This is a genomic window from Lederbergia wuyishanensis, from assembly GCF_022900255.1.
Taxonomy (GTDB): Bacteria; Bacillota; Bacilli; order Bacillales; family Bacillaceae_C; genus Lederbergia; species Lederbergia wuyishanensis.
Map to the genome: position 1 here is coordinate 136,166 of NZ_JALIRM010000008.1, position 25,547 is coordinate 161,712.

At 35.6% G+C, this 25,547-nt stretch carries 28 protein-coding genes; 18 read left to right on the forward strand and 10 right to left on the reverse strand.

Annotated elements, in window-relative coordinates; all coding sequences use genetic code 11:
• The first annotated feature begins 6 nt into the window (after window positions 1-6).
• The 3 genes from MT489_RS12010 to MT489_RS12020 all read left to right on the forward strand — a co-directional run bounded on the left by MT489_RS12010 (window position 7) and on the right by MT489_RS12020 (window position 4,635).
• Window positions 7-195: a hypothetical protein gene (locus tag MT489_RS12010; protein WP_244681797.1), complete on the forward strand. Its 189-nt coding sequence runs from the start codon at window positions 7-9 to the stop codon at window positions 193-195.
• Between the two features lie 323 nt (window positions 196-518).
• Complete coding sequence (locus tag MT489_RS12015; protein ID WP_244681798.1) at window positions 519-3,110, forward strand: putative bifunctional diguanylate cyclase/phosphodiesterase; 2,592 nt, start codon at window positions 519-521, stop codon at window positions 3,108-3,110.
• A 151-nt stretch (window positions 3,111-3,261) separates the two neighbouring features.
• Complete coding sequence (locus MT489_RS12020; RefSeq protein ID WP_244681799.1) at window positions 3,262-4,635, forward strand: MDR family MFS transporter; 1,374 nt, start codon at window positions 3,262-3,264, stop codon at window positions 4,633-4,635.
• 237 nt (window positions 4,636-4,872) lie between these two features.
• On the opposite strand, the gene MT489_RS12025 is transcribed toward MT489_RS12020, so the two are convergent.
• On the reverse strand, window positions 4,873-5,346 hold the full coding sequence (locus MT489_RS12025) for a hypothetical protein (protein WP_244681800.1): 474 nt from the start codon (window positions 5,344-5,346) through the stop codon (window positions 4,873-4,875).
• Between the two features lie 96 nt (window positions 5,347-5,442).
• Here MT489_RS12025 and MT489_RS12030 point away from each other — a divergent pair, with 96 nt between their 5' ends.
• Both MT489_RS12030 and glsA read left to right on the forward strand, forming a co-directional pair.
• Window positions 5,443-6,021 (forward strand): vWA domain-containing protein, encoded by a 579-nt coding sequence (locus tag MT489_RS12030; protein ID WP_244681801.1) that lies wholly within the window; start codon window positions 5,443-5,445, stop codon window positions 6,019-6,021.
• Between the two features lie 66 nt (window positions 6,022-6,087).
• On the forward strand, window positions 6,088-7,017 hold the full coding sequence (gene glsA, locus MT489_RS12035; RefSeq protein ID WP_244681802.1) for a glutaminase A: 930 nt from the start codon (window positions 6,088-6,090) through the stop codon (window positions 7,015-7,017).
• A gap of 101 nt (window positions 7,018-7,118) precedes the next feature.
• Here glsA and MT489_RS12040 read toward each other — a convergent pair whose 3' ends face one another.
• Window positions 7,119-7,301 (reverse strand): PspC domain-containing protein, encoded by a 183-nt coding sequence (locus MT489_RS12040; RefSeq protein WP_244681803.1) that lies wholly within the window; start codon window positions 7,299-7,301, stop codon window positions 7,119-7,121.
• The gene (locus tag MT489_RS12045) at window positions 7,285-7,773 is read right to left on the reverse strand and encodes a GNAT family N-acetyltransferase (protein WP_244681804.1); all 489 of its coding nucleotides are present in this window, start codon (window positions 7,771-7,773) and stop codon (window positions 7,285-7,287) included. Before MT489_RS12045 ends, MT489_RS12040 begins: the two co-directional genes overlap by 17 nt.
• 359 nt (window positions 7,774-8,132) lie before the next feature.
• Here MT489_RS12045 and speD point away from each other — a divergent pair, with 359 nt between their 5' ends.
• The gene (gene speD / locus MT489_RS12050) at window positions 8,133-8,942 is read left to right on the forward strand and encodes an adenosylmethionine decarboxylase (protein ID WP_244681805.1); all 810 of its coding nucleotides are present in this window, start codon (window positions 8,133-8,135) and stop codon (window positions 8,940-8,942) included.
• 373 nt (window positions 8,943-9,315) lie between these two features.
• Window positions 9,316-9,498: a hypothetical protein gene (locus MT489_RS12055; RefSeq protein WP_213126605.1), complete on the forward strand. Its 183-nt coding sequence runs from the start codon at window positions 9,316-9,318 to the stop codon at window positions 9,496-9,498.
• Window positions 9,499-10,037: 539 nt separating this feature from the next.
• Here the strand turns inward: MT489_RS12055 and MT489_RS12060 are convergent.
• Complete coding sequence (locus MT489_RS12060; RefSeq protein ID WP_244681806.1) at window positions 10,038-10,460, reverse strand: cupin domain-containing protein; 423 nt, start codon at window positions 10,458-10,460, stop codon at window positions 10,038-10,040.
• 143 nt (window positions 10,461-10,603) lie between these two features.
• Between MT489_RS12060 and cyoE the strand changes: the two genes are divergently transcribed.
• The 5 genes from cyoE to MT489_RS12085 all read left to right on the forward strand — a co-directional run bounded on the left by cyoE (window position 10,604) and on the right by MT489_RS12085 (window position 14,954).
• Window positions 10,604-11,521 carry a heme o synthase gene (cyoE, locus tag MT489_RS12065; RefSeq protein ID WP_244681807.1) on the forward strand — a complete coding sequence of 306 codons (918 nt, stop codon included), beginning with the start codon at window positions 10,604-10,606 and terminating at the stop codon, window positions 11,519-11,521.
• Window positions 11,522-11,611: 90 nt separating this feature from the next.
• On the forward strand, window positions 11,612-12,328 hold the full coding sequence (locus MT489_RS12070) for an SGNH/GDSL hydrolase family protein (protein WP_244681808.1): 717 nt from the start codon (window positions 11,612-11,614) through the stop codon (window positions 12,326-12,328).
• Window positions 12,329-12,388: 60 nt separating this feature from the next.
• Window positions 12,389-12,856: a cupin domain-containing protein gene (locus MT489_RS12075; RefSeq protein WP_244681809.1), complete on the forward strand. Its 468-nt coding sequence runs from the start codon at window positions 12,389-12,391 to the stop codon at window positions 12,854-12,856.
• Between the two features lie 97 nt (window positions 12,857-12,953).
• Window positions 12,954-14,183 carry an amidohydrolase gene (locus MT489_RS12080; protein WP_244681810.1) on the forward strand — a complete coding sequence of 410 codons (1,230 nt, stop codon included), beginning with the start codon at window positions 12,954-12,956 and terminating at the stop codon, window positions 14,181-14,183.
• Window positions 14,184-14,258: 75 nt separating this feature from the next.
• Window positions 14,259-14,954: an RluA family pseudouridine synthase gene (locus MT489_RS12085; RefSeq protein ID WP_244681811.1), complete on the forward strand. Its 696-nt coding sequence runs from the start codon at window positions 14,259-14,261 to the stop codon at window positions 14,952-14,954.
• A 74-nt stretch (window positions 14,955-15,028) separates the two neighbouring features.
• On the opposite strand, the gene MT489_RS12090 is transcribed toward MT489_RS12085, so the two are convergent.
• Window positions 15,029-15,436, reverse strand: a complete 408-nt coding sequence (locus tag MT489_RS12090) for a hypothetical protein (protein ID WP_244681812.1) — start codon at window positions 15,434-15,436, stop codon at window positions 15,029-15,031.
• A gap of 139 nt (window positions 15,437-15,575) precedes the next feature.
• Here MT489_RS12090 and MT489_RS12095 point away from each other — a divergent pair, with 139 nt between their 5' ends.
• Window positions 15,576-16,205 carry a hypothetical protein gene (locus MT489_RS12095; protein WP_244681813.1) on the forward strand — a complete coding sequence of 210 codons (630 nt, stop codon included), beginning with the start codon at window positions 15,576-15,578 and terminating at the stop codon, window positions 16,203-16,205.
• 243 nt (window positions 16,206-16,448) lie between these two features.
• Here MT489_RS12095 and MT489_RS12100 read toward each other — a convergent pair whose 3' ends face one another.
• On the reverse strand, window positions 16,449-17,489 hold the full coding sequence (locus MT489_RS12100) for a mechanosensitive ion channel family protein (RefSeq protein ID WP_244681814.1): 1,041 nt from the start codon (window positions 17,487-17,489) through the stop codon (window positions 16,449-16,451).
• A gap of 72 nt (window positions 17,490-17,561) precedes the next feature.
• On the opposite strand from MT489_RS12100, the gene MT489_RS12105 reads away from it, so the two are divergent.
• A complete protein-coding gene (locus MT489_RS12105; RefSeq protein ID WP_244681815.1) occupies window positions 17,562-18,170 on the forward strand; it encodes an SAM-dependent methyltransferase in 609 nt (202 codons plus the stop codon).
• 43 nt (window positions 18,171-18,213) lie between these two features.
• On the forward strand, window positions 18,214-18,525 hold the full coding sequence (locus MT489_RS12110) for a DUF3892 domain-containing protein (protein WP_244681816.1): 312 nt from the start codon (window positions 18,214-18,216) through the stop codon (window positions 18,523-18,525).
• 168 nt (window positions 18,526-18,693) lie between these two features.
• Here the strand turns inward: MT489_RS12110 and MT489_RS12115 are convergent, their stop codons facing one another.
• Window positions 18,694-19,083 (reverse strand): YuzC family spore coat inner layer protein, encoded by a 390-nt coding sequence (locus MT489_RS12115; RefSeq protein ID WP_244681817.1) that lies wholly within the window; start codon window positions 19,081-19,083, stop codon window positions 18,694-18,696.
• A gap of 201 nt (window positions 19,084-19,284) precedes the next feature.
• On the opposite strand from MT489_RS12115, the gene MT489_RS12120 reads away from it, so the two are divergent.
• Complete coding sequence (locus MT489_RS12120; RefSeq protein ID WP_244681818.1) at window positions 19,285-20,469, forward strand: MFS transporter; 1,185 nt, start codon at window positions 19,285-19,287, stop codon at window positions 20,467-20,469.
• 42 nt (window positions 20,470-20,511) lie between these two features.
• Here MT489_RS12120 and MT489_RS12125 read toward each other — a convergent pair whose 3' ends face one another.
• Window positions 20,512-21,984, reverse strand: a complete 1,473-nt coding sequence (locus MT489_RS12125; RefSeq protein WP_244681819.1) for a cellulase family glycosylhydrolase — start codon at window positions 21,982-21,984, stop codon at window positions 20,512-20,514.
• A gap of 127 nt (window positions 21,985-22,111) precedes the next feature.
• Between MT489_RS12125 and MT489_RS12130 the strand changes: the two genes are divergently transcribed.
• Window positions 22,112-22,933 carry an ABC transporter ATP-binding protein gene (locus tag MT489_RS12130; RefSeq protein WP_244681820.1) on the forward strand — a complete coding sequence of 274 codons (822 nt, stop codon included), beginning with the start codon at window positions 22,112-22,114 and terminating at the stop codon, window positions 22,931-22,933.
• 629 nt (window positions 22,934-23,562) lie between these two features.
• Here MT489_RS12130 and MT489_RS12135 read toward each other — a convergent pair.
• Both MT489_RS12135 and MT489_RS12140 read right to left on the reverse strand, forming a co-directional pair.
• Complete coding sequence (locus tag MT489_RS12135; protein WP_244681821.1) at window positions 23,563-24,180, reverse strand: YktB family protein; 618 nt, start codon at window positions 24,178-24,180, stop codon at window positions 23,563-23,565.
• Window positions 24,181-24,272: 92 nt separating this feature from the next.
• Window positions 24,273-24,437 carry a hypothetical protein gene (locus MT489_RS12140; RefSeq protein WP_244681822.1) on the reverse strand — a complete coding sequence of 55 codons (165 nt, stop codon included), beginning with the start codon at window positions 24,435-24,437 and terminating at the stop codon, window positions 24,273-24,275.
• A 130-nt stretch (window positions 24,438-24,567) separates the two neighbouring features.
• Here MT489_RS12140 and MT489_RS12145 point away from each other — a divergent pair, with 130 nt between their 5' ends.
• Window positions 24,568-25,530, forward strand: coding sequence for a 2-hydroxyacid dehydrogenase (locus MT489_RS12145; protein ID WP_244681823.1), 963 nt, complete (start codon window positions 24,568-24,570; stop codon window positions 25,528-25,530).
• Window positions 25,531-25,547: the final 17 nt, after the last annotated feature.

Genomic DNA, 25,547 nt, shown 5'->3' on the forward strand with positions numbered 1-25,547 from the left:
TGGAAAATGTCTAAATTAGGGTCAAATGCAAGACCAGCCGTTTTATATGTCCATTCGGAGGAAAAAGCGAACGAACTGTATCGTACTTGTGACGAAATGGGATGGAAGGTAGTTATTAATGTTGACCCCGATAAGCCCGAAGATCTTTTGGATTATCAAAGATTAATGGGGAAAAAAGTGAAAACAAGAAGTTGATAATATCATCATAATATGAAGAGATAAGGAAAAGGGTGAAGTAGCCCTTTTCTTTTATTTTTACTAGCTTAAGTTTCTAAAATTAGATATTGTGTTGTTGAATTACAAAAACACAGGAGTTAGACAAGCAACCAAAATAGAGTTTATGCACTATAAGAAGTAAAAGGAAAATGTGTCAAATGAGCATTATGAAAAAATATATTTCTTGTTATTGCTATCCGCAAATCTTTTCCTTTATTGCTGTATTGTTTACAACCATTACTCTTTCCATTTATGATGATTAATATAGAAAGATTGTATTACTAATAGATTGGGTTGTTTCTATGTTTAAACATAAAATATGGAATAGTGAAAATTTCCTTTTCATTCTTTTATTAGGACTTATTCTTTTATCTTCAAGCTTTAATGTATCTTTCATTTACGGAATATCATTTACTTTTACAAGTATTTTCTTATTTTTAATGCTCCGTCTCTTTGGGCTGCCGCATGCTGTAATTGCAGGTTTACTAGCTTTTCTTTTAATACCTCACCACTTTTCACATGTAACCCAGCATGCTTTGTTAATTGTGGAAGTCTTATTTGTAGGTGCTTTTTTTCTTAATGGCAGAAAAGCAAAAATGTTTTTTGTGGACATTTTATTTTGGATGACAATAGGTTTTGTTGGGCTTTTATTAATCAACCAAACTTATTTAATTGGAAATGCTCTCTATTTTCAAATAGGTAAAACAGTTGTTAATGGACTATTTAATGTTTTAATAGCCGATATGCTTTTAGCTTATGTTCCGTTCTATAAGTTTTTTAAAAATAATAAGATTAGCCGCAACAACGTTTCAATTCATCAATTTTTATCACATATCACTTTTATTTCTATCATTCTTCCATTCTTTTTTAGTGTCATGACGAATGTATGGAATACAAAGGAATCTTTGGATCAAGATAATATTTTTGCTGTAAAACACAGTGTGAGTCTAATACAAAAAGAAATGTTAAATTGGAAAACAGAAGATTTACTGACAAATAAGGTAAGTGATTTGGTTTCACATTATCAAGCCAATGATTTTGATGTTGTCATTAGTGATTTGGATAACCTTGTATATGGATCAAGTACTACTAATATCCCTACCCGAACTGTAAATAATTGGAACGATTACGATGTTCTGAATACATCAGCTACTGATTTTAAGGTCATTTTACCAAAGGGGGATGAGGGATATCCCATTCGCAAATGGAGCGGAGGATATTATTTATTCTCTGATGATATTAAGCCGCTCTCTATGAAAGTAATGTTTCTAATTCCAATTTCTCAATACCAAAATCAGCTATATAATATCTTTTTGGAACAGCTCGGATATTCCGTCATATTTGCGATTTTTATCATTATGTTTGTTCAAACAGTCAGTCGTATTTTTATGACTAATATTAGACAACTGACATTGGCAACGACACATTTACCACAAAAATTAGTTCAAAACGAAACAATTGAATGGCCTCAAGGTCATGTTTCGGAATTGCGGTTACTTTCGAAAAATCTAAGAGAAATGGCTGAAAAATTAGCCGAATTATTTAGGGAAAGTAATTCGATGAATAGTAAGTTAAAGGAGCAAACCGAACAGTTAATTGAATCTGAGTTTAGATTAAATCGTTTAGCTTTTTATGATGTGCTGACGGGGTTGCCGAATCGCAGGCATTTTCAAGATTACGTACAAAGTTTGATATATAACCAAACTTCTTCTCAATTTGCTGTAATTTTTATTGATATTAATCAATTTAAACAAGTCAATGATACGATTGGCCATATGGCAGGCGACACACTACTACAATTAGTTGCAGACCATCTTCGAACATTGAATAATGATCGTCGACAAATTTTCAGGCTAAGCGGAGATGAATTTGTCATAGTTTTTAGTATTGAAATGAAAGAAGAAATACATGAAATGCTTAAGCAATTGCAAGACGAATTTTCGGCTCCGTTTTCTATTCAAGGACATTTGCTTTATGTTACCGCGAGCATTGGAATAAGTGTGTATCCTGAAGATGGGAAGGATATCGACAGTCTTTTAAAATGTGCTGATATTGCCATGTATCAATCTAAAGAAAAAGGGGGAAATGTAGCTCATTTTTTCAATGAATCAATGCGAAATAAATATGATAATCGCCTGCTTATTGAAAATTCATTGAGGCTAGCTGTCGATAGGGGAGATTTTGTCTTATATTATCAACCAAAATATCGATTGGGTAAAATTACAAGTATGGAAGCGTTGATTCGCTGGATTGATCCGGAACTTGGCTTTGTTTCTCCTGGTTCTTTTATTCCAATTGCTGAGGAAATTGGATTAATCCTAAAAATTGATCGCTGGTCCTTAATCGAAGCGTGTAAGCAGAATAAAGAATGGCAGGATCGTGGATTTCCGAAAGTTCCTATTTCGGTAAACATTTCGGCAAAGCAATTTCAACAAGATTCTTTAGTTTCAATGGTAAAAGAAGCGTTGGACATTTCAGGAATAGATCCTAAATATATAAAGCTAGAAATAACAGAAAGTGTTTTTATAAAAAATTTGGATCATGTAGCGAGCATCATTAAGCAGTTAAAAGATATTGGTGTCAAAATTTCCATTGATGACTTCGGTAAGGGGTATTCCTCTTTATATCCATTGCTGCAACTACCAATCGACGAAATAAAAATTGACCGTCAATTTATATCGGATATCGATCAAAATATGAAAAAATCTCGATTAGTACAGTCCATCCTAAGTATGGCAAAAGGACTGCAACTAAATGTTGTTGCTGAAGGGATTGAAACAAATGGAGAAAAAAATACTTTATTGCAAATGGGCTGTGACGAGCTCCAAGGTTATTTGTTCAGTCGCCCAATCAACGCTCAAGAAATAGAGTCCTTACTGTTAAATAAGAAATAGTTGGATTCCGGATAATAAGGCTGCCTAAAATATATATTACGGCAGTCTTTATTCCTTTTGTTGGGAGGATTTGGTGGAGTGTCTATATTGTGAAAATTTGATATACTTAAAAAGGTCTCGTGCTTTCATCGTGCAACAAGGGGGAGAATAAATGAATAAAGAGACAAAACAAAAATCTGTTGTAATCGCGTTATTAATTTCAACGTTTCTTACAGCCATTGAAGGAACGATTGTTAGCACGGCGATGCCAAAGATTGTAGATGATCTTGGTGGGAGCCATTTATACACATGGGTGATTTCGATTTATTTATTAGCGGTCGTCATCAGTACACCGATTTTTGGGAAAATGGCTGACTTATTTGGCCGAAAATTAATGTTTACGATAGGTACGCTAATATTTTTAGCGGGCTCTATGCTTTCCGGACTTTCTCAAACGATGGAGCAGCTCATTATTTTCCGCCTTATTCAAGGAATCGGCGCAGGAGCATTATCGACTATTCCTTTTACCATTATTGGTGATGTATTTGAATTTAATATGAGGGCGAAAATGCAAGGGTGGATGAGCAGTGTATGGGGAATTGCCGGTATTTTCGGACCTCTTGCCGGAGGATTCATTGTCGATACGATATCCTGGCATTGGATTTTCTTTATGAATCTTCCATTTGGAATCATATCTTTATTTCTTTTATGGGTTGCCTTGCATGAGCATATTGAAAAGAAAAAGCAAGTCATTGATTACGCAGGAATCTTAACATTTACCATCTGTATGAGTGCATTTTTATATGCTTTAACGTTAGTAAAAGAATATAAGGAAGTAACAGGTCAAATTTCAATTTTATTTATTGTGGCATTCGTAGGGCTTGGTCTTTTTCTTTGGATTCAGGCAAAAGGAAGAGAGCCAATGCTGCCACTTTCTCTATTTAAAAATAAATATATTTCGATATCTAATGCAACAGGGTTCTTATTAGGCTTTATTCTCGTCACTATTACATTTTATATCCCATTATGGGTACAGGGTGTTACAAATTTAAATGCGACATTTTCCGGAATTGCGATGTTGCCAATGTCCGTTACATGGCCGTTTGGTGCCCTCTTAGCAGGTAAGTGGATGAGCAAGAAACCTATTGCCCATATTACTTTAGCTGGAATCGCGATTATTATTGTCGGATGCATTGGGTTGGTATTTTTCCGTACTGAAACGACTGTAACATGGATGATGGTTGTGACAGGAGTTTTAGGAGTTGGGTTCGGATTGGCTTATACCGCCTTCAATGTTGCTGTTCAGTCTTCGGTTGAATGGGAAGTTCGCGGAGTGGCAATGGGCTCGCACAATTTACTAAAAAATCTTGGTCAGGCAATCGGTATTGCCGTATCGGGATTATGGTTGAGCGACGAATTAAAAGGCAGCGTGTTAGAATCGAGCTTGCACAATGTTTTTATTTTACTTCTTATACTCGGAATAGGCTCAATGGCCGTGACAAGTATACTTTTAAGCAAAAAAGGCAGAGAGCTTGCCCTACATTAAGTACTAAAGACAGTAGGAATCCTAGATTATCAGGATTCCTACTGTCTTTATTTATTAAATCAGTCTTCTTTGTAAAAAGCCCATAAGCCCGCTTTTACACCTAAACAATGAAGTTTAGCTGTTCTTATGAAGTAGACAGCTCTTTTCTCATCAGAACGATTAATTTTTAAGATTCAAATCAACTCTTATTATGTAAATATATATATAATAGCAATAAAGCTTGAGAAAAGAGTCTTTTTATAAAAGCTTCAAATCATAATGATCAAGAGCTTCGTTAACATCGTGAATGTTATATATCTTTTTCTCAATACAAAACTGAATGATTAAATCAAAGGTTTCGCTATCTGACAATGTATATCCTGCAGAATGTAAGAGAGTATCCATCTCTTCTTGATTAAGTTCCAACGCTAAAGCAAGCGCGATTATCGTATTTTTCTTAGGACGGTAGCCAGGATTTGATCTTATTTTGGAAAAAAGCTTTCTATCAATTCCAGCTTTATGATAGATTTCAGGATCAGTTGCCCCTCTTCGGTCGATAAAATCGAAAAGTATCTTTTGTAGTGAAGGTTTTCTTTTCGTTTCGATATAGTCCACAATTTCCCCATTGTACATATCTTCAAGGATTAATTCTTCAGATACATTGAAAGTTTTAAAAATAAGGTGAAATTCTATAAACTCCCGCAATTCACTTATCAACTTGTTATCGAGCAAAGTGTCCAACTCCCTAAAATGTCGCTTTAAAGGCGACCAAAATATGGATAATCATAGCTATGATTATACCATTAGATCATTAAGGGAGGATTTTTTATGTTAACAGAGCTTATTTTTTTGCTTGATCGAAGTGGTTCAATGGCTGGACTAGAAAATGACACGATTGGTGGATTCAATGCTCTAGTTGAAAAACAATGCAAACTTGAGGGAGAAACGATGGTAACAGCCGTACTATTTGATGATCAGTACGAAGTTTTATGGGAAGGGATAGATGCTAGAACAGCTAAGCTGACGGAGAAAGAATATTTTGTTCGTGGATATACGGCATTGCTAGATGCAATAGGTAAAACAATATTAGATGTGGATCGTAGATTTTCGAAAGATAGTAAACCAGATAAAGTAATATTTGTAATCACTACGGATGGTTTGGAAAATGCAAGCCAAGAATTTACGTATCGGAAAATAAAAGAGATGATCAAGCGTCAAGAAGAAATACATCAATGGGAATTTATCTTTATTGGAGCGAATATCGATGTGGCACAAGAAGCTTATAATATTGGAGTGCGAGAAGATAATGCATATACTTTTGAAGCATCGAGCACTGGGGTAGAAGATATGTATCTAATGGTTAATGAAGAAATAAGTAATAGGAGACAATCTTTAAAGGATTTGTAAAAATATTGGATTGAAAAGTAGAGTGATAATCCAAACAATGGTTCATACTATGTTTGGGTGATGATGATGTCGTGTCAATCAAGCGATGAATTAAATGTACTAGTAAAAGAAGCGAAAAAATATACAAAGGATGGCAAAGTGGCGGATTATATTCCTGCACTTGGAAGAGCTAATCCTCATGATTTATCAATAGCGATTCAGTATCCTGATGGACAATGTATATCAGCAGGTGATATTGAGAGGAAAATATCACTTCAAAGTATATCAAAGGTCATTAGTCTGGCACTTGTTTTAATGGATAGAGGGTCGAACTATGTATTTGAACGCGTTGGGATGGAGCCGACGGGTGATCCTTTTAATTCCATTGCCAAATTAGAAACCTTGTCGCCTGCCAAACCATTGAATCCAATGATTAATGCTGGCGCACTTGTCGTCACACATATGATAAAGGGAAAAAATGTTGAAGAGAGATTTCAAAGACTCCTAGCTTTTATAAGGGAAATGGCCAATGATTCCACGATTCATTTTTGTGAGGAAGTAGCAAACTCAGAATTTAAATCTGCAGATTTGAATAGGGCATTATGTTATTTTTTAAAACAACATCACATTATTGAAGAAGATGTTGAAGAACTAATTGACTTATACACGAAACAATGTGCAATCGAAATGAACTGCTTAGAATTAGCAAGAATTGGGATGATTTTTGCAATGGATGGGGTTGATCCAGATAGTGGTAAGCAAATCATCCCTGTTCATATTGCACGTATATGCAAAACATTCATGGTCACTTGCGGTATGTATAATGCTTCAGGTGAATTTGCGATTAAAATTGGCATACCGGCAAAAAGTGGTGTTTCCGGCGGAATCATGGGTGCGGTTCCTGGTAGATTTGGCATTGGAATCTTTGGTCCAGCCTTAGATGAAAAAGGAAATAGTATTGCTGGCATTAAATTATTGGAGCTACTTTCTAAAAATTATCAACTGAGTATGTTTTAGAGTGGAATGTCTACAATTAGGATGTGAATTTTCAACAACTAGGGTACTCACAACAGTCTGGATTCCACCAAGCGCATGAAAATCTCACCAGTTAATCGCTTTTAATATAACGACTGATTTTCAGGCAATGTATAGGCAAGAAGTATATAGATAAGGAGTGAGCCAGGTGTAAAGAGAAATATTATTCTAACAATTAAAGGCGAAATACCAAAAAAATCAGCGATTCCTCCACATACTCCTTGCACACTCTGTCTTTTGTAGATTTTGTTAATTTTTGCATTCACAACTACTCCTTCTTCTAATTTGTTTTTCTAAACAGAAAACGATTTTTCCTTCCCAAGGCCGTTGATCACAAATCTCAAATCCAAGGGATGTCCAAAAACGACTAGCCACCACATTTTCCTGAATGATCCCAATCCGAACTTTATTGAAAGTTTGTCGCAAAAACAGGTCTTCGAATGCCTGATAAATAGCTTTTCCATAACCTTTTGAATGAAAATCTCCATGAATCATGAGTAGGCCGATCCAGGGGCAATGGTCTTTAGGATGATTTTTTAGAAAATCGATAATCCCAATTTGTTGATTATCAACGGAAATGATAAAGCTATCAGTATTTTGATTGAGAAATTGATCCCTTATTTCTTTTATTTCTCTATACGGAATCCCATTTTCTAGGGTGTTATATACGTAATTTGAATTCACGATTTCAAGTACGTTTTCTAAAGTTTCTTCAGTTACTCGGTTAAAATTAATCACAGAATCCTCCCTTTATAAAGATAGTAACATAATCTATCGTTTACTCTCTATTAGTAAAATAAATGTGCTATTGAAGTGAGGAAACTAATAAAGTGAACGAACATGACCAGAAGATATAGGACTGGAGAGTTAATCATAAGCACTCACAATAATAAACGATGTTGAATCCTCAATTGTAATCACGAATAAAGACCACATCCATATTTCAAATTGCATGTTAGTTAGGGTGAATTTTCTGATAAGAAAGAGACAGTATTACATCTTTGTATAGATACTTTGTTTTTTTATCTCACAGAAAGGGTAACATAACAGTATCTTATTGTAAGATGCGTTTCATTACATAGAGGAGGGAAGGTAGTATGAAACTTACTCCTGAACAAAGAATTGAACTTCATGGATTTAATAATTTAACTAAATCATTAAGTTTTAATATGTATGATATTTGTTTTACTAAAACGAAAAAAGATCGTGAAGCTTATATTGAGTATATTGATGAACAATACAACGCAGATAGGTTAACAGAAATATTACAGCATGTGGCAAATATTATTGGTGCGCATGTTTTAAATATCGCAAAACAGGATTACGTGCCACAAGGCGCCAGTGTAACAGTTCTTGTTTCCGAAGGACCGGTCGTTGAAGTTCCAGCAGAATCATATGAAGAATCGCCAGGCCCACTACCAGACAATGTAGTAATTCAGCTTGATAAAAGTCATATTACTGTCCATACGTATCCTGAATTCCATCCTGATGAAGGAATTAGTACATTTAGGGCAGATATAGATGTATCTACTTGCGGTGAAATTTCACCATTAAAAGCATTGAACTATTTAATCCGTTCATTTGAAACGGATGTGATGTCTATTGATTATCGAGTTCGTGGTTTTACTAGGGCGAAGGATGGCCATAAATTATTTATCGATCACGAAATAAATTCAATCCAAAATTACATTCCTGATGATCTAAAAGAAGAGTTTGATATGATTGATGTTAACGTCTATCAAGAGAATATTTTTCATACGAAATGCAAGCTTAAAGAATTTGATTTAGATAACTATTTATTTGCTCAATCTAAAGAAAATCTCAAGGAAGAAGAAGCAGCGGAAATTACTGAAAGAATTACAAATGAAATGGATGAAATTTTTTACGGGAAAAATATTTATGAATAGAGATGGGATAAAATCCTAATATCAGTGCCTTTGGATTTCTAGGCACTTTTTTTTAGGGGGAAATTTTATTAATAATCACTAAAGGCTGTCTAAAAATCAATGGTCAACAATCAGCATAAACAAAGCTGTAAGCCAAAACTGTTTTTAATGGTAGTTACTCTTGTTTTTTTCTATAAAACTTCTACGAGGTTAAGACAAAAAATGATATTAAAATAAGCATAAAATAATTACTTATGAAAATAAAACTTCCATTTTTCAATAACTTTTTATATTTGGGTTCGTTTGTCTCCAGAAAAATTACCTTGGTAAAATTTTTGAATCGGTATATTCCCACTTTCATTTCTAATACTAAAGAAACGAAGGAGGGATAAACATGGCAAAGAGGACAAAGAAAAACGATCCGGAACAAAAAAATAAAAAAGGATTTGACTCCAGTAAAACAGATTCCGAGTTCTCAAAAGAATTTGGCAGCGCAAACGCCAATCGTGCTCATAAAGAAAAAGCGAAAAAAGAGAAAAAATCTAAGAATCAAGGTGAATGGAGCGGCATGCACTAATTAAGGCTGTAATTTGGAGCTGTCCGGATAGACTGGACAGTCTCCCTTTTTGTTGAAAATGGTGATTAGTAAACTGAGTAGGTAAAAAATCAGTGATAAAGGTAACCAAAGTGTCGATTGTAGCCTTGAGCTAGTAGAAAATCACCAACGAAGGTAATCAATACGTCGATTGGTGCCCTAAGTAAGTGGGAAATCAGTGATGAAGGTAACCAATGCATTGATTGGAACCCTAAGCTAGTGGGAAATCAGTGATGAAGGTAACCAATGCATTGATTGGAACCCTAAGCTAGTGGGAAATCAGTGATGAAGGTAACCAATGCATTGATTGTAGCCCTGAGCAAGTGGAAACTCATTGATGAAGGTAACCAATGCATTGATTGTAGCCCTGAGCAAGTGGAAACTCATTGATGAAGGTAACCAATGCATTGATTATAGCCCTGAGCAAGTAGAAAATCACCTATAAAGGTAACCAATTCGTGAACTAATTCCCTTAGAAATTCAAAAATTCTTAATTATTCCTTCATAAATAACATTTCACATCAAAGCAACTCAGCACCATACTGCGCAAATAGTTTTTTCATAAATTCTGGACTTCGATCTTCAGTGCTATGTATGGCTTCGATTAATGTTTTAGTTTGCTTCGTCATGATAATAAGATAACGTGCAGTTTCTTGTTTTGGATTCCAAAATGTATGTGGTGTTCCTCTTGGTACGATTACAGCCTCATTCTGATTTGCTTCAATGGTTTCGTCCCCAATTTGAAATCCGAGTGTCCCCTCTAAAACAAACCACGCTTCGTCATCTTCATGATGTAAATGAAGTGGAGCAATGAACATTGGTGTTTCTCCATTTGGAGTACCCTCGGCTTCCCATTCGGCGATTGTCAGATTGGCTCCATCAGGTGCAAGTGTTTTTCCATTGCTCGTATTTAATATAAATTCAGAAATTGAGAGTTTAGACAAGTCAAAATTCCTCCTATTTTAAAAAGATTCCTTACAATAAATCATATTACAATTTTAACAAAATCGGAAGAACACCTTTAGACATAATGGATGTTATAATAAAACGTAATGATGACTTATTAATTGTTACTGGAGGACTTGGGATGAAAAAAAACGAAGCGCCTTCCCAAATAATGGACAAGGAACGTAGTATTTCTACTTTCATTTCTGATATAAAATCACTATTTAAAGCTGGCGTATTAATAGCAAATGTATTGCCGGTTTTCACAGGATTCTGGTTAGCACTGCATTTTTCTAACCAATCGTTTATGGATAATATCAATCTTTTCGTTCTGACAATAATCGGAAGTACATTAGTAATGGCAGGTGCCTTGGTAATAAATAACTGGTACGATGTCGATATCGATACGATCATGGCTCGAACACAAAAACGGCCAACCGTAACAGGACATTTTTCTCTTAAAATTGTGTTAGCATTAGGGATAGTTCTTTCTATAGTAGGCTTTATTTTATTACTTTTTACAACAATAGAAGCCACTGTTTATGCTTTTATCGGCTGGTTTACCTACGTTATTTTGTACACAATGTGGTCTAAACGGAGATACACACTAAATACCGTGATTGGAAGTGTTTCGGGAGCGGTCACGCCTCTTATTGGATGGGCAGCGATTATACCTGGAATACCACTTCTTCCCCTTGTATTATTTATGATTATTTTTATTTGGCAAATGCCTCATACCTTTGCGATTGCGATTAAAAAATATGATGAATATAAGGCTGCAGGCGTTGCGATGCTTCCAGTTGTAAGAGGGCTCGACGTAACGAAGCGGCAAATGGTTGTATATATTGCATGCCTTCTACCGTTACCATTTTTTCTAGTGCAGCTGGGTACAACTTTCATCGTTATTGCAACTATATTGAATATTGGATGGCTAGTAGTAGCAATCAAAGGCCTCTTTACAAAAGACAATCTTAAATGGGCACATGCTAACTTTTTATATTCCGTAAATTATTTAACGATTCTTTTTCTTTTAATGATTCTTGTAACAATTCCTTATTAAATTCGGTAAACGCTCTAGACTAGGTTGCTAGTGCGTTTTTTGTTTTGTATAATATATATGTGCGTTATTAAGAACAACGGGAGGTATTTTATGAATCTTGGCAAAAGGCTGTTTAGTTTACTTTTAGTTGGAATTCTGTTTGTAAGTTTACCGTACAGTGCGTTAGCAAAGCCAGCAAAAAAAGTGATTGATTACGTGGCGTTAGGAGATTCGTTAGCTGCTGGCCAGACACCTTATCGTGAAATTGATTTGGGGTATGCTGATTATCTTGTAGATCGATTTGAGCAATCGCAATACACGGTCGGTTTTACAAACTTTGGAGTGTCAGGTTATACGTCGGAGCAATTACGTAACGATGTTCTTTCAAATCCAAAGGTTCAATATCAAATAAAAGAAGCCGAATTTATTACGATTGATATTGGCGCAAATGATCTCCTTAGAGCATTAAGTAACCCAGCAACACTTCCATCTACTTTCGAAGCATTAGGGGCGAATTTACATATTATTCTCAGTACAATTGACTCCCTAAATCCACATGCCAAGGTATATGTAATGGGATATTATAATCCTTTCCCTTATCGTTCAGCTGAAGATCAAGCACAGCTGTTGCCATTACTTGATATTTTGAACCAAACGATAGCAGATCGAGCTCATGTAAATGGAGATACTTTTGTTCCAACTGCAAAACTCATTGAAAAACACTATGAAACATATCTTCCTAATCCTCTAGATATCCATTTAAGTAAAGAAGGCTATCAATTAGTAGCGAAAGAATTTTGGAAAGTCATCGATAAAAGCAAGAATTAGTTGGAATAAATTCAACTAAAGAAAGCAATTGAGGGAGTCTAGCAAAAGGGGAGTATATAGATGAATAAGGTCAAGCTAAATGAGCTTATAATGTTAGAAGGCTGGCTTGAAAATGAATCAAACAGTCATAGGAAAATAGCATTTCCTTTCTATTCAACTACGGGAGCGGAGCATTCTTCTGTTGTATTTTTTGAACTTGAACCGGGTCACGAGCTTGGAAGTCATACCGACAGTGCGGAAGAGATTGTTTTTATTCTGCAAGGAGGAGCGGAGATTACGTTAGGAGAAGAATCAAGCCAGTTAAATAAAGACGAGATGGTGTTGATTCCCTCTATGGTTCCACATAATATACGTAATATTGGAAATGAGACATTAAAAGTAATAGGATTTTTCCCATGTTCAAATGTATCGAGCACCTTCACGAAGCCAGTAATGCCTATTAATCAAAAAGAGGCAGGAGCTCCGCCTATTCCTGTGGATCATCCTATAGAGTGGAATGAAGTCGTTCGAAAGATTATGCCAACCTAATTTGCGCTCTCATTACGAGAGTGTTTTTTTTTGTGAAAAAATTTCCCCATCTTTAAAAAGGATATTATAATTTAGAGATTAGAGAGGATGGGATAGTATGTTAAATTCATCATATTGGTTAACGAATGTAGCATTAGAGCACGGTTATGTTAGGGAATCAGGCCGTGTTGTTGGTACGGAAACAAAGATTTGTCATATTAGGATTGAGGATGGAAATATAGCTGAAATTATTGGAACCGAAGAGGAATTGTATAGTCATCTTCCAAAATACGACTGTAAAGAATTATTAATGTTGCCTTCTTTTGAAGATGGACATATTCATTTAGATAAAACATATTTTGGTTTACCTTGGAAGGCTGTTAATCCGATATCTAGTATTTTTGATCGGATAGAGGAAGAGCAGATTTTGCTTCCAAAGATTTTGCCCACATCAAAAAAACAAGCCGAGGAAATATTGTCATTACTTCAAGGATTCGGGACGACACATGTGCGAGCACATTGTAATATTGAGCCTACTAGCGGTCTTAAGCGTCTTGAAGCGACAATCCAGGCCTTTGAATCATTTTCTGGTAAGCTATCATCTGAAATTGTTGCTTTTCCACAGCATGGACTTTTATATTCCGATTCCGTTGAACTGGTACAAGAGGCGATGAAAGAGGGTGCCACTCATGTTGGAGGACTAGATCCAATAACAGTAGATGGGGATAATGAAAAATCGCTGCAAACAATGGTTGAGATTGCCGTAATGAACGATGCTGGAATTGATATACATTTGCATTATGGTGGTGAAGCAGGAAAGCAAACTCTCACACGTCTAGTTGATTTAACAGAAGAAGCTGGATTGCGGGACAAGGTTACAATCAGTCACGCTTTTTGGTTTGCTAGTGCTGACCCGAAAGAAGCCGAAGAATTAGCGGAAAGGATGGCGTCTCTCGGCATGTCAATCGCATCTACAGTTCCAATAGGAAAAACAACAATGCCACTACCGATGCTCCATAAAAAAGGAGTAAAAATAAAGTTGGGAACCGATAGTTTGACAGACCACTGGTCTCCATTCGGAAATGGCGATCAATTAGAGAAGGTAGGACGATTCGCTGAATTATATGGAAATACGAATGAAGTGTCATTGGGGCAGTCTCTTAAGTTTATTACAGGAGGGGTAACTCCATTAGATGAGGATGGAAACCAAATATGGCCAAAGGTTGGAGATTCAGCAAATTTCGTATTGGTGCAAGCAAGCTGTTCTGCCGAAGCAGTGGCTAGACGTTCACACCGTCAAGCGGTTTGGTATGAAGGCAGATTAGTTAGCGGTTCTTTATCAGTCTGAAGTAAATTTGTTCCTTTAATTGGATTGCCATATAATAAGACGTGTTGGACCATTATAGAAAGGGTATGGACTTGCATGCAAATTCCTATTTTATTTGAAGACAATCATCTCCTTGTAATAGAAAAGCCTGTAAATATTCCAGTTCAAAAAGATGATACAAGAGATTTAGATTTACAGACTTTATTAAAGCAGGATTTGAAAATTCGCTATGAGAAGCCAGGAAACGTATATCTTGGCCTCGTACATCGCCTCGATCGTCCTGTTGGAGGCATCATGGTTTTTGCCAAAACTTCGAAGGCTGCTTCACGATTATCTGATGTGATTCGCAGGCAAACGATGGATAGAAGATATATAGCAGTTGTAAGAGGTACGCCCCCAAGAAAAAAAGGAGTACTTGAACATTATCTATATAAAGATCAACGTAAAAATATAGTATACACGGTTCCATCCACTCACAAAGAAGGAAAAAAAGCGATTCTTGAGTATGAAGTTATTGAGCAGAATGGAGACTTAAGCCTGCTGGCTGTTCGTATTCTGACCGGAAGATCTCATCAAATTCGTGTTCAGTTGTCAGCATCGGGTTGTCCTCTTTTCGGTGACCAGAAATATGGACAAGCTTTTAATAAGCCCGGACAACAAATTGCATTATGGGCACATTCTCTGAAATTTGAACATCCAACGAAAAAAAAAATAGTAGAGTTTCACTCATTTCCTCCAAAAGAATATCCTTGGGATTTGTGGGATTACGTAAAAAATCAAAGTGCCTTTTAGTAGGTACTTTGATTTTTTGTTTTCCTCGCATATCGACTATATAAATCATCTCTTTAGATAGTGTGCACTTTGTTTTATCTAGGAGTCAGTGGTTTAACAGATATCGCTGGAGAGGTAGTCGTTACAATACACCCTTCCAAGTCTTTCTCTTGTAAAAATCCTAGATTAATAGCTGATTTTATTTTGAGTGCGTCAGGTTTTTTTACGATTTGAATAAGATCATTCATTTTTAAATCTTCTAATCTCTTAACCGTTTCATCCTCGTTAAATTTTTCTGTTTTTCTTATTTGTCGTTGGAGTTTGTAACCATTTAACGTAATTTCACCTTTGTCATGGGAGCCAATTTGACGATCGAAATAATCATGAAAGATGTTCTTTAAATGATTCATTTCCGCTTCTATTTCTTTCTTTTTCTTATTCAGCTCGTAATAATTAATAAGCATTTCACCTGTAATGAGCGTATCCTGATTCTTTTTCAACATTCTCCCTCCAACATGAATAGATATATTATCTTATAGCGTTTCGGAAGAAAATATGACTCATAAATGAAGGAGGCATTCATTAAGAGGAAAAGTCATAGATTAGAAAAGGACCTTTTTGTATCAGGAAAGAGGTGTCAGATTGATAGAGATAATCTCTACATATAAATGGCATTTATTAATTACAATGGAGGTATTATTTTGGATAGCCTTCATTACCTTTTTGGTACTTAAATATTGGTTTGAGACTAAAGCCAAAGTGATCTTTTTAGCATTTACTATAATATTTGAATGTTTGGATCTACCCCTTGCCGTTATGGATTATGTTAATACAGGGCGCATCTCATTTTTTCAAATTACGATTTTATTAGTTTATTTTTATGCTTTAACGTTTGGAAATCAAAATGTCCAGAAGCTAGACTTGTATATAAAAAGGAAAATCATGGAATTAAAGGGTAAGCCATTGCCAATTCAGGACAAGCGTCTTCCATCAATCCAATCTAAAAAGGAGTATGCGAAATCTGTTAAACAAGGCTTTTTACTACATGTTAGTGTTTTTCTTGTCATTCATATCTTGTTGTTAATTGAATTCGCTTGGCCCCCTTTGACTATAAATTATATTTCGGATTTGCTCAGCAATGATACGAAGGATATTTTTCACAATACAGCAATTAATCGTGCTAGTATCATGTGGTCTTTATTTTTATTGATAAATGGGTTTGTAGCTTTTTTATACACATATTCTCCGTGGGGAATATTTAAAAACAAATGAACAGCTGTCCTGATTAAGTAGTTTCAGGGCAGTTTTTTTATGTACATAAACAGGAACGGTGCTAGCGAATATGAATTGGTCATGACGTTAGATTTAACAATCATGTTTTCGGTATGGGCTGGCTATATATTTTTGCCCCTGTTCAACTATGCAATAACTATTTATTAATTCAGCAAATCACTCTAGGTTGGGGCTTTATGACAATGGCGATTTGTATGGTTATTTATCTTTTTTATATTACCTTTACGGATCCTTCGAAATATGAATAGTATCTGCACAGCTAGCTAGTTTTATATTGTTTTTAGAAAAAATATCTGCGATGGCATGTCTTAATTTATTCTCAATGTCGTCTTTAGCTGCGCCATTTTGAACTGAAAGCTGTACTGAAAATTCCATAGCAGATTGAATAAAATCGACAAAACGAATAGTAGGAGTAGGGGCATCTTGTAAACTTTTTGCTGCTTCACGAAGCAATGCTTCAACTTTGTAGGAATCTGTACCAAACGGGACGCTCACTTTTACTTCAGCGGTTAATTGTTCTCCGGAATGACTATTGATGATTTGTTCGATAAAATATTGGTTCGGAACGACCAATTTTCCTCCCTTATGAGTAATAACGGTCGAACGTAAATTAATTTTAGAAATTTGTCCAACTTTCTCCTCAATTTCGACCGTTTCTCCAACCTCCATTGGCCTTTCGAATAAAATAATGATTCCTGATACGAAATTAGCAGCAACATTTCGCAGTCCGAACCCTATACCTATACCAAGCGTGCTTAAGACAACCGTGAAAGCTCGCATGTCCAACCCAACCGTTTGAAAACTTATGAGTAATGCAATTATCATCACAACATAATAAATAAGTCGGTTAATCGTAAAGCTTAACCCCATATCAACGCCGAATTTCTCATATATAAAAGGCATGATATGGGCAGTGAATGCTTTTACAAGTCTGCTCGTAAATGTGATAATCATTATAGCGACAATGATAAGAATGAACGATACTTCAACCCCATCTTTTTCGTAAATGGGTGAAAAAAGCCATGATTCATTCGAAAAATAAAATAGAAATAAGAGAATTGTACCGTAAAAGGTTGCCCAATTAAGTATTGCTTGTATAGTAGGAAGTACACGATTTTTCGCCCAATCAGATTTCATCCAATTTCTTAAAAAGTAGAGGAGCCCCCATTTTACAATAAAAATAAGAATCACATAAACAAAGAAAAGTAGAATTTCATTTAGTGATAATGTTTTTAAAAAAGAGATGCCTCTAAAAAGCTCCATTATAAATCCCCCTCGTACCCGAGTTGTACCCTTTTGAATATGCGAACAAACTAAAACGGAGGATTTCAAATAGTGAATGAGAAATATTTTGATGCCGTATTAAATATAAAAACGGATGGAGAACAGATGGGTTTTAATTCGTCTTTTCATTACCATCGTTATGAGCCTACGCCATATAGCGGATTAGAGATTTTATTTAATCAATATGAGTTAAAAAATAGTGATCGTATTGTTGATTTTGGATGTGGAAAAGGCCGCTTGCTTTTTTACATTCATCATTTGTATAAGTCGTTCGTTACTGGAATTGAAATGAATGAAGATCTGTATCAGGAAGCTGTTGAAAATAAGAAGCGCTATATAAAAAAACATCCATTTGGGAAAGACAAAATTGATTTTCAATGCTGCCTCGCAGAAGAATACGTCATTCATCCTCAAGACAATCGTTTTTACTTTTTTAACCCATTTACGATCCAAATTTTTATGAAAGTCGTAAATAACATTCTTCTCTCAGTCGAAGAATCTGCAAGAGAGGTAGAATTGATTTTATATTATAGCTCAGAGAACTATATTTATTATTTGGAGAATGACACTTCATTTGAATTGAAAAATGAAATAATAATCCCTGATTTATATCGTCACAATTCAAAAGAGAAGTTTTTAATCTATACATTGAACTTATAAAACACACCTGTTTGGTAGAACATAACCATTGGAGGTGTTGAAGGTGCAAGAAAAAGATTTTGAAAAAATTTATAACGAATATCGAGAACAAAGTGAGCAGCAAGCTGCGGATGAAAACTACGGTGATCAAGACGGAAAAGAGCAAATTGTAGCTGTCAGGAAAAATGATGATGGAGATATTATTGCCTTTAAAACAAAATCAGGACGGGAATTGGATTATGTGACAGCACTTGACGAAGCAAAGGATGGGAATATTGCCCATATTGATGTCTTTCATAAGTATGGTAGAGACATTATTCGTAGCGAACCTGATGGGATTAAAGAAAACAACTTAGATAATTTACCTTCTTTTTAAAAAGAAGGTATTTTTTGAGCGTGTGAATGTGCCAGTCTCTTTTTTGTAAAGACGGGTCACAATTAATACCAAATGAATACAGAGATTGGGTAAATTGTTGCTCTAATTTTAAATGGTTAAAATAAAAATAAGGATTCCTCATGTTAGTGGATTCCTTACTTCATCAATTTACCATCTTAGGGCTAGTTTTAATGTACAACAATCGCTAGGGTCTTTGGCATTTGATAATTCAACAACGATGCCATCCGGGTTAAAATGAGTTTTTGTTTTAACTGTAATGCCTGTGGATTGAATTAATTGATTTACTTTTTGTTGGTTGGACTTTTGAGCTGCTTCCATAATGTCTTGTGCTAATTTAGGGGAAGTTGATATCTTATTAATTAATTTATTGGCTTCGTTCACAAGAATTCGATATTTTTCAGTTGATTGAATAAATTGTTTCGTGCTAATGGTCGGAAACATTTGACGCGTACAAAATGGACTGGGAAAAGGATAAAAAACCGATGCCCCCCTGTATGAGTAGCCATATGGATTGTAGTAATAATTAGGAGTGTACAAATTGATTCCTCCTCTCCTCATACGCCATATATCATATGTGCAAAAAAAGTGGGTGTTCATTATAAAAATGGCACCACTTTTGTTTTTGTGTGCCGGTTTATTTTTATTGATTTAAAATTTTTACAATTTTGATAGAGTGATTTATTCTCGCTGTGCTATTATATATATACAAAATTTATCCATGGAAATGGGAGAAGAATCATGAATGTGTTCAAGGACTTTAATGAGTTTTTAAGAATAAAAGGGGCTTGGTATTTACTTGTTGGATTGTTTTTGTATGGAATTGGGACAGGAATTTTAGCTCCAATGAATGCGGTTTATATGCGTGAAGGGATTGGGTTGTCTAAAGTACAAATTGCATCCATTTTCTCAGTTTCAGTTTTAATGAATATGGGGATTACCATAATGGTTGGCTTTGTTAGTGATAAAATGAAACGTAAAAAGCCATTGCCACTATTTGCATTAGTGCTTTGTATGATTGGTCTTCTTCTATATATGAGAGCGGATACTTATATCGAAGCTCTAATTGGTATGATTATTGCCGTAGCACCTTCTGGTTTAATTATGGGACAGTTTTTTGCAATGGCACGAAATCACTTCATGAGGCTTGCACCAAATATATTTGAGATAGCACAAATTTGGCTGCGCGCCATGATGAGTGTTGGATTTTTTGTTGGTCTTCTTTTAGGAGCAAATTTATTTTTAATTGCTAGTTTCAAAGGGATTCTCTTCGGAAATCTAGCAGGATACTTTTTATTGTTTGTACTCCTTTTATTATACAAAGAATACGATCCTGTTGATGTTGAATCGAATGTATCAAAAGGGGAAGCATTTTCTTTTATAATGCTGTTTGCACTATTATTACTTGGATGTGCGGATTCGTTAAGAGGTCTTTATTTACAGCTTGTCGTCGTTGAGTTGTTTGAGAAACCGCAAATCATGTCTTACTTATGGAGTGTTCAGGCGGTTTTTGAATTGATATTTATGACATTTGCAGGCTATTGGGCGATGAAATTTGGTAGCAAGAGGGTCATCTTATTGAGCAGCTTTTGTGCGCTTGTTACATATACGATTTACAGTACGAGTCCACCACTTTTCGTCTTTTTCCTTGTTCAACCGCTTTATTCTTTTTACGTTTCTGTGTTGTATGGGGTAGCTATGGGGTATGTTCAAAGAATGTTCCATACGAAAATTGGATTCGGCTCAAGTATTTACGTGTTTTTATTTCAGATGGCATCCCTCATAGGCTATATTTTGCCGTTTTTAATCGAAGGTTACAGCCCGCAAATTTTCATTATTCCTAGTATTCTCGTTGGTGTAGGAATATTATTAATGGGTGGTTTAGCTTTAAAAAATCGTCAAAAGCCAATGAGTTTATCAGCATAAAAAATGGGCGGATTTCCCTGTTGGAGATCCGCCCTCTTCCTATTATCGATGTTTTGTTATTGTAATGCTGCGAATCCCATCGGTAATCGGAGGAATTTCTATATAACCAGCATGAGAATTATCAATCGAACTGATTGAATAGGTGCTTCCATTAGGGCTTAAAGTAACACTAATATCACGAGTATCTGGTAAATAAATGATGCTCGGTTTTGCTATATTAGTCGATTCGTCCCACTTCATTTGAAAAGTTTGTAAGCTGTGCTCATACCGATATTGCAAGATGCGTCCTGCAACGGCTATAGGGTATCCGCGGCAGACACCTAAAAATGATAAGCTTTTATCCATGTTTGGTGTGTAGCTCCAGTAAGTATCGCTTGAAAGATGCTTTTCTAAAAGTCTCTGAATATGTAAGGAAACATGCCCAGTATTATCTGTTTCATAAAAAGCACCCCATTCACCTATAAGCATAGGTATACCTAATCTTTTTCTAGTTTCTTCATGACGTTCAAAAATAAATTCCAATCTTCGGTCGTTAGCCGTATGGGCTAATTCCGTATCCGTTACTAGATCATAAGCATGGGGAGCATAAGCTTGCGCTTGTTCATTTTCGAGGGAGAGAATTGCACTTGAAACACCTAAATTGGAAAAATAATTTGTTTCTAAAAATAAAATCCCATTTTTATCTGTAGTCCGAATCGCTTTAGCAACATTGCAATATAGTTTAGATAATTGATTTTTCTCAAATGACTGTAAAACTTCTACAGATGAGTCTATTACTCTCTTAAATGAATCTACATCTTCAAGCAAACTCAAGTAATCATGTTTGTTATTTGGGTTACTCCAGTCTAGAAATAATTGCTCTATATCAACTTCACCATATCGTTCGCTGTAAATGTTTGCGTAAGTAGTGAACATTAGCTCATTTACTTTTTGAACACCACTTCCAATAAAAGGTTCATTCATCAAATCATATCCGATGATATTCGGTTCTGTGTGAAGTTTTTCAACTAAATATCCCCAAGCATTTATAAAATGATCTTGAATGCCAATACCATCAGGGCCTGGGGTATTGTTCCAAAAATGGTCGAAAGCATTTTGAACAGCAGAATTAAATAAATAGGCATCGCTCCATATATGGCCGGGTTCAAATAATTCTCCATCCGTTATCGTTGCCCAAGCAGGTGCGCCATCAGCAAACTCCGAGCTGAATAAATCTTGATGCATGTCTAGAAATATATGAAGATCGTATTGATTAGCCATCTGGATTAAGCATCGTAATTTTTCAACGTATTGATCATCATATACACCTGGTTCTGGTTCAATTCCATCCCAGATAACACCAAGCCTTATAACATTCATCCCCCATGAATGTAATTTTTGAAAATCTTCCTCGGTCCAAGAACCAATATAGTTTTTTGTTTTATCTTTGCAAACCATATTGACGCCATGAAGCAACACTTGTCTGCGGGATTTATCTACAAAACGATTCCCATCCACCTTGATATGCTTAGACATATTCCCATCCCCTAAAAATTTGATGTTATTATTTTACCATTAATGAATTGAATATTTTTAAAAATGCAATATTTAAATGCTATAATAAAGGAATTCGAACAGTTTAGATAAAGTGAGGGTTACAAAGGTGGAAAAAGTTGTCTCTATGAAGAACGTTTCATTTAGAAGAAACAAACAAGAAATCTTAAGTGGAATCGAATGGGAAATAAAGAAGGATGAACATTGGGCAATCCTTGGGTTAAATGGATCTGGAAAAACGTCCTTGCTCAATATTGTGACAGGATATCAGTTCCCGACAACAGGTGATGTTAATGTTCTTGGACGTCAATTTGGAAAGTCGTATATACCGGATTTGCGAAAAGAAATTGGATTTGTCAGTAGTGCATTAGAACGCTTTTCTGAAGTGCTTGATCATGAAACGGTGGAAGAAATAGTCGTGAGCGGGAAATTTGCTTCCATTGGATTGTATGAAGAAGTTACTGAAGAAGATTGGGATAAGGCAGATTCTTTAATAAAAAGCTTTCGTTTAGATTACTTAAAAGGGAAGAATTATAATCTATTATCCCAAGGTGAAAAAAGAAGAGTATTGATTGCGAGGTCCTTAATGAATGATCCTAAAATCCTTATATTAGACGAACCATGTTCAGGGCTAGATATTCTTTCTAGGGAAGATGTTTTACTTTTAACAAAAGAAATTGCTAATTACAACTGTAATTTAATTTATGTAACCCATCATATTGAAGAGCTTGTGGAGGAAATTAGTCATGTGTTGCTTCTTCGTAATGGAAAAATAGTTGCCGCTGGACCTAAGTGCGAGGTTGTGACGGATGAACTATTAACAGAAACATTCGGTATTTCCGTAGGAGTCCATTGGGAAGAAAACCGTCCGTGGCTTTCTGTAAGAAAGGATGTAGGATGGACGAAATTTGGTCCTGTTGAAACGCAATGATTCTTGCTATAGTAAGAATGTATTTAGTTAGACAGGAACCTAAGAAAACAAAAAATGTAAAGGTCACATTATTTGATTGAATGTGACCTTTGTTGTTTAAAAAAGGGTTGCAAGATCACGATGAGCGTTTCAAAGTGTCCTTGAAAGTGAAAAACCTGGGAGCAAGGTCACGATGAGTGGTTCAATGTGCCCTTGCAGATGAAAAACCCGGGAGCAGGGGCACGATGAGTGGTTCAATGTGCCCTTGAAAGCGAAAAACCTGAGAGCACGGTCACGATGAGCGCCTCAATGTGCCCTTGAAGGAGAAAAAACCGAGAGCACGGTCACGATGAGTGGTTCAATGTGCCCTTGAAAGCGAAAAACCTGAGAGCACGGTCACGATGAGCGCCTCAATGTGCCCTTGAAGGAGAAAAACCCGAGAGCAAGGTCACGATGAACGCTTCAATGTGACCTTGAAAGCGAAAAACCTGAGAGCGGGGTCACGATGAACGCTTCAATGTGCCCTTGCAAGTGAAAAACCCGAGAGCAGGGGCGCGATGAGTGCTTTCAATATGTTCTCGATCAAGAAAAACCTCGACAACCAGATTATGACTATTTCAATTTGAATTCAATAACGAAAAACTCGTAAATCAACTAAATGCAAGTCGATAAATAGGAACCAGCGTTTCGAACGTCTTTTTTACGTATTCAGATAAGCGCTCGCCGTCCTGAAGAATTGGATCCTTTGAATCAATATGTCGGCCAACCAAAAATTCAGCTTTTTTCACATCACGAAAACGAGTGAGGGCTTCTTTTAATTTTATTTCTTCCACCGCAGTAGATTCCTTTTTCATGTGATCTAAAGATATAACAAAATCGGAAGGAATCGATTTTTCAATCGTTTTTATGTTTTTTAGCAAATTTTTTGCGATTGTTGTTTTATTAGGCAACTCATAAATGAACGCTAGCCAAATAAATAAATGATCATCGAAAAGGCCAACTTGAAAATGTGGATGCTGCTTATAACCGCGCTTATTTCCCGCAATAGCCAGCCAAGTATCTTTTGGTGGATTGACTGTACGTCTTGCATGCTTTGCAATATGTAAAAACATCTCTGATCCAATCATCGCAGATAAATCATCGGTTAAAACATCACCTAATGCTTTAAATTTTGGTTGAATCCTTTGTTGGATCGCTTCCATTCTTTCTTCAAGACCTTCTATATGAAAAGTGTCAAAATCATGTTGTGTGAAGCCAGTAAATTCCATAAGATTAGTTCCCTTCCATTCAGTACTCAACAACTATATTAATAAAAAAAGAAGATAATCAAAAGTGATATATCTTCTAATAAAAAGAATTATTATTTTTCACTATGGTCATATTCATCGTAGACGAGTCTAGTAACTGTTGTATATTCTCCTTTATTTACATCCGATTGTGTTGCATTTTCTCCATAAGAATCGTCCGGATCAACACCAGGTGCAACCTTCGGATCATCATTTCTTTGTCCTCTGTCTTTTTTCACAAAATATCCCTCCAATCACATCTATTTTTTACTAAATTTATAAAATTATTATCTTAATGAACGTTGTCAGTATTGTCAGTCAATATGGTAAGATGAATGTATCGTTGTCTTAGATAGGAGGAAAAAAGCTGTGAAACCAAAAATTTATGCAACTCTGCCAATTTCTGCAGATGTAGAAAAATATCTTTCTGAGTACTGTGAACTTCGCAAGTGGACCGGAGAAGATCGTATTTCACGAAATCTGCTGTTAGAAGAATTAAAAGATGTGGATGGACTATTAACGTCGGGAATTCGTATCGACGAAGATCTTTTAAATAACGCACCAAAGTTAAAAGTTGTTAGTAATGTATCAGTCGGATTTAATAATTTTAATGTAGAAGCTATGAAAAAATTTAATGTGATTGGTACAAACACACCTTATGTTTTAGATGAAACTGTTGCTGATTTGACATTTGCATTGATGTTAGCCTCTGCACGAAGAATTGCGGAACTGGATCGTTTAGTAAAAGATGGAAATTGGAATCCCACAAAAGACGATCAACTTTTTTTTGGAATAGATGTACATAGCTCAACACTTGGAATCATTGGGATGGGAAGAATTGGAGAAGCTGTGGCAAGAAGAGCGAAGTTTGGCTTCGACATGGATGTTCTTTACTATAATCGGAACAGAAAGCCGGGAGCTGAGGAAAAATACGGAGCAGAATATTGCGATTTAGATTCCTTATTAAAACGGTCAGACTTTATTGTAATGTTAACTCCACTTACTCCAGAGACAGAGCACCTAATTGGAGAAAGGGAATTTAAACTTATGAGAAACTCAGCATTTTTTATAAACGTTTCCCGAGGGAAAACAGTGGATGAACAAGCCTTGATACGTGCTTTGGAAAATAAAGAAATCTACGGCGCCGGACTTGATGTTTTTCAAAAAGAGCCTGTTGAAAAAGATAATCCATTAATAAAAATGCCAAATGTCGTAACCGTTCCACATATTGGTTCAGCAACAAAGAAAACAAGAGACGCAATGATGATGAGAGCTGCCCAAAATATCGTTTCCGTTTTAACTGGGAAGGGTGCGCTGGATTCGGTTTATTGAAATAAGTATGAGAGGGT

Coding starts and splice junctions, on each gene's coding strand:
- MT489_RS12010 (WP_244681797.1), top strand. CDS start 7: ATGTCTAAATTAGGGTCAAATGCAAGACCAGCCGTTTTATATGTCCAT.
- MT489_RS12015 (WP_244681798.1), top strand. CDS start 519: ATGTTTAAACATAAAATATGGAATAGTGAAAATTTCCTTTTCATTCTT.
- MT489_RS12020 (WP_244681799.1), top strand. CDS start 3,262: ATGAATAAAGAGACAAAACAAAAATCTGTTGTAATCGCGTTATTAATT.
- MT489_RS12030 (WP_244681801.1), top strand. CDS start 5,443: ATGTTAACAGAGCTTATTTTTTTGCTTGATCGAAGTGGTTCAATGGCT.
- glsA (WP_244681802.1), top strand. CDS start 6,088: ATGTCGTGTCAATCAAGCGATGAATTAAATGTACTAGTAAAAGAAGCG.
- speD (WP_244681805.1), top strand. CDS start 8,133: ATGAAACTTACTCCTGAACAAAGAATTGAACTTCATGGATTTAATAAT.
- MT489_RS12055 (WP_213126605.1), top strand. CDS start 9,316: ATGGCAAAGAGGACAAAGAAAAACGATCCGGAACAAAAAAATAAAAAA.
- cyoE (WP_244681807.1), top strand. CDS start 10,604: ATGAAAAAAAACGAAGCGCCTTCCCAAATAATGGACAAGGAACGTAGT.
- MT489_RS12070 (WP_244681808.1), top strand. CDS start 11,612: ATGAATCTTGGCAAAAGGCTGTTTAGTTTACTTTTAGTTGGAATTCTG.
- MT489_RS12075 (WP_244681809.1), top strand. CDS start 12,389: ATGAATAAGGTCAAGCTAAATGAGCTTATAATGTTAGAAGGCTGGCTT.
- MT489_RS12080 (WP_244681810.1), top strand. CDS start 12,954: ATGTTAAATTCATCATATTGGTTAACGAATGTAGCATTAGAGCACGGT.
- MT489_RS12085 (WP_244681811.1), top strand. CDS start 14,259: ATGCAAATTCCTATTTTATTTGAAGACAATCATCTCCTTGTAATAGAA.
- MT489_RS12090 (WP_244681812.1), bottom strand. CDS start 15,436: ATGTTGAAAAAGAATCAGGATACGCTCATTACAGGTGAAATGCTTATT.
- MT489_RS12100 (WP_244681814.1), bottom strand. CDS start 17,489: ATGGAGCTTTTTAGAGGCATCTCTTTTTTAAAAACATTATCACTAAAT.
- MT489_RS12120 (WP_244681818.1), top strand. CDS start 19,285: ATGAATGTGTTCAAGGACTTTAATGAGTTTTTAAGAATAAAAGGGGCT.
- MT489_RS12125 (WP_244681819.1), bottom strand. CDS start 21,984: ATGTCTAAGCATATCAAGGTGGATGGGAATCGTTTTGTAGATAAATCC.
- MT489_RS12135 (WP_244681821.1), bottom strand. CDS start 24,180: ATGGAATTTACTGGCTTCACACAACATGATTTTGACACTTTTCATATA.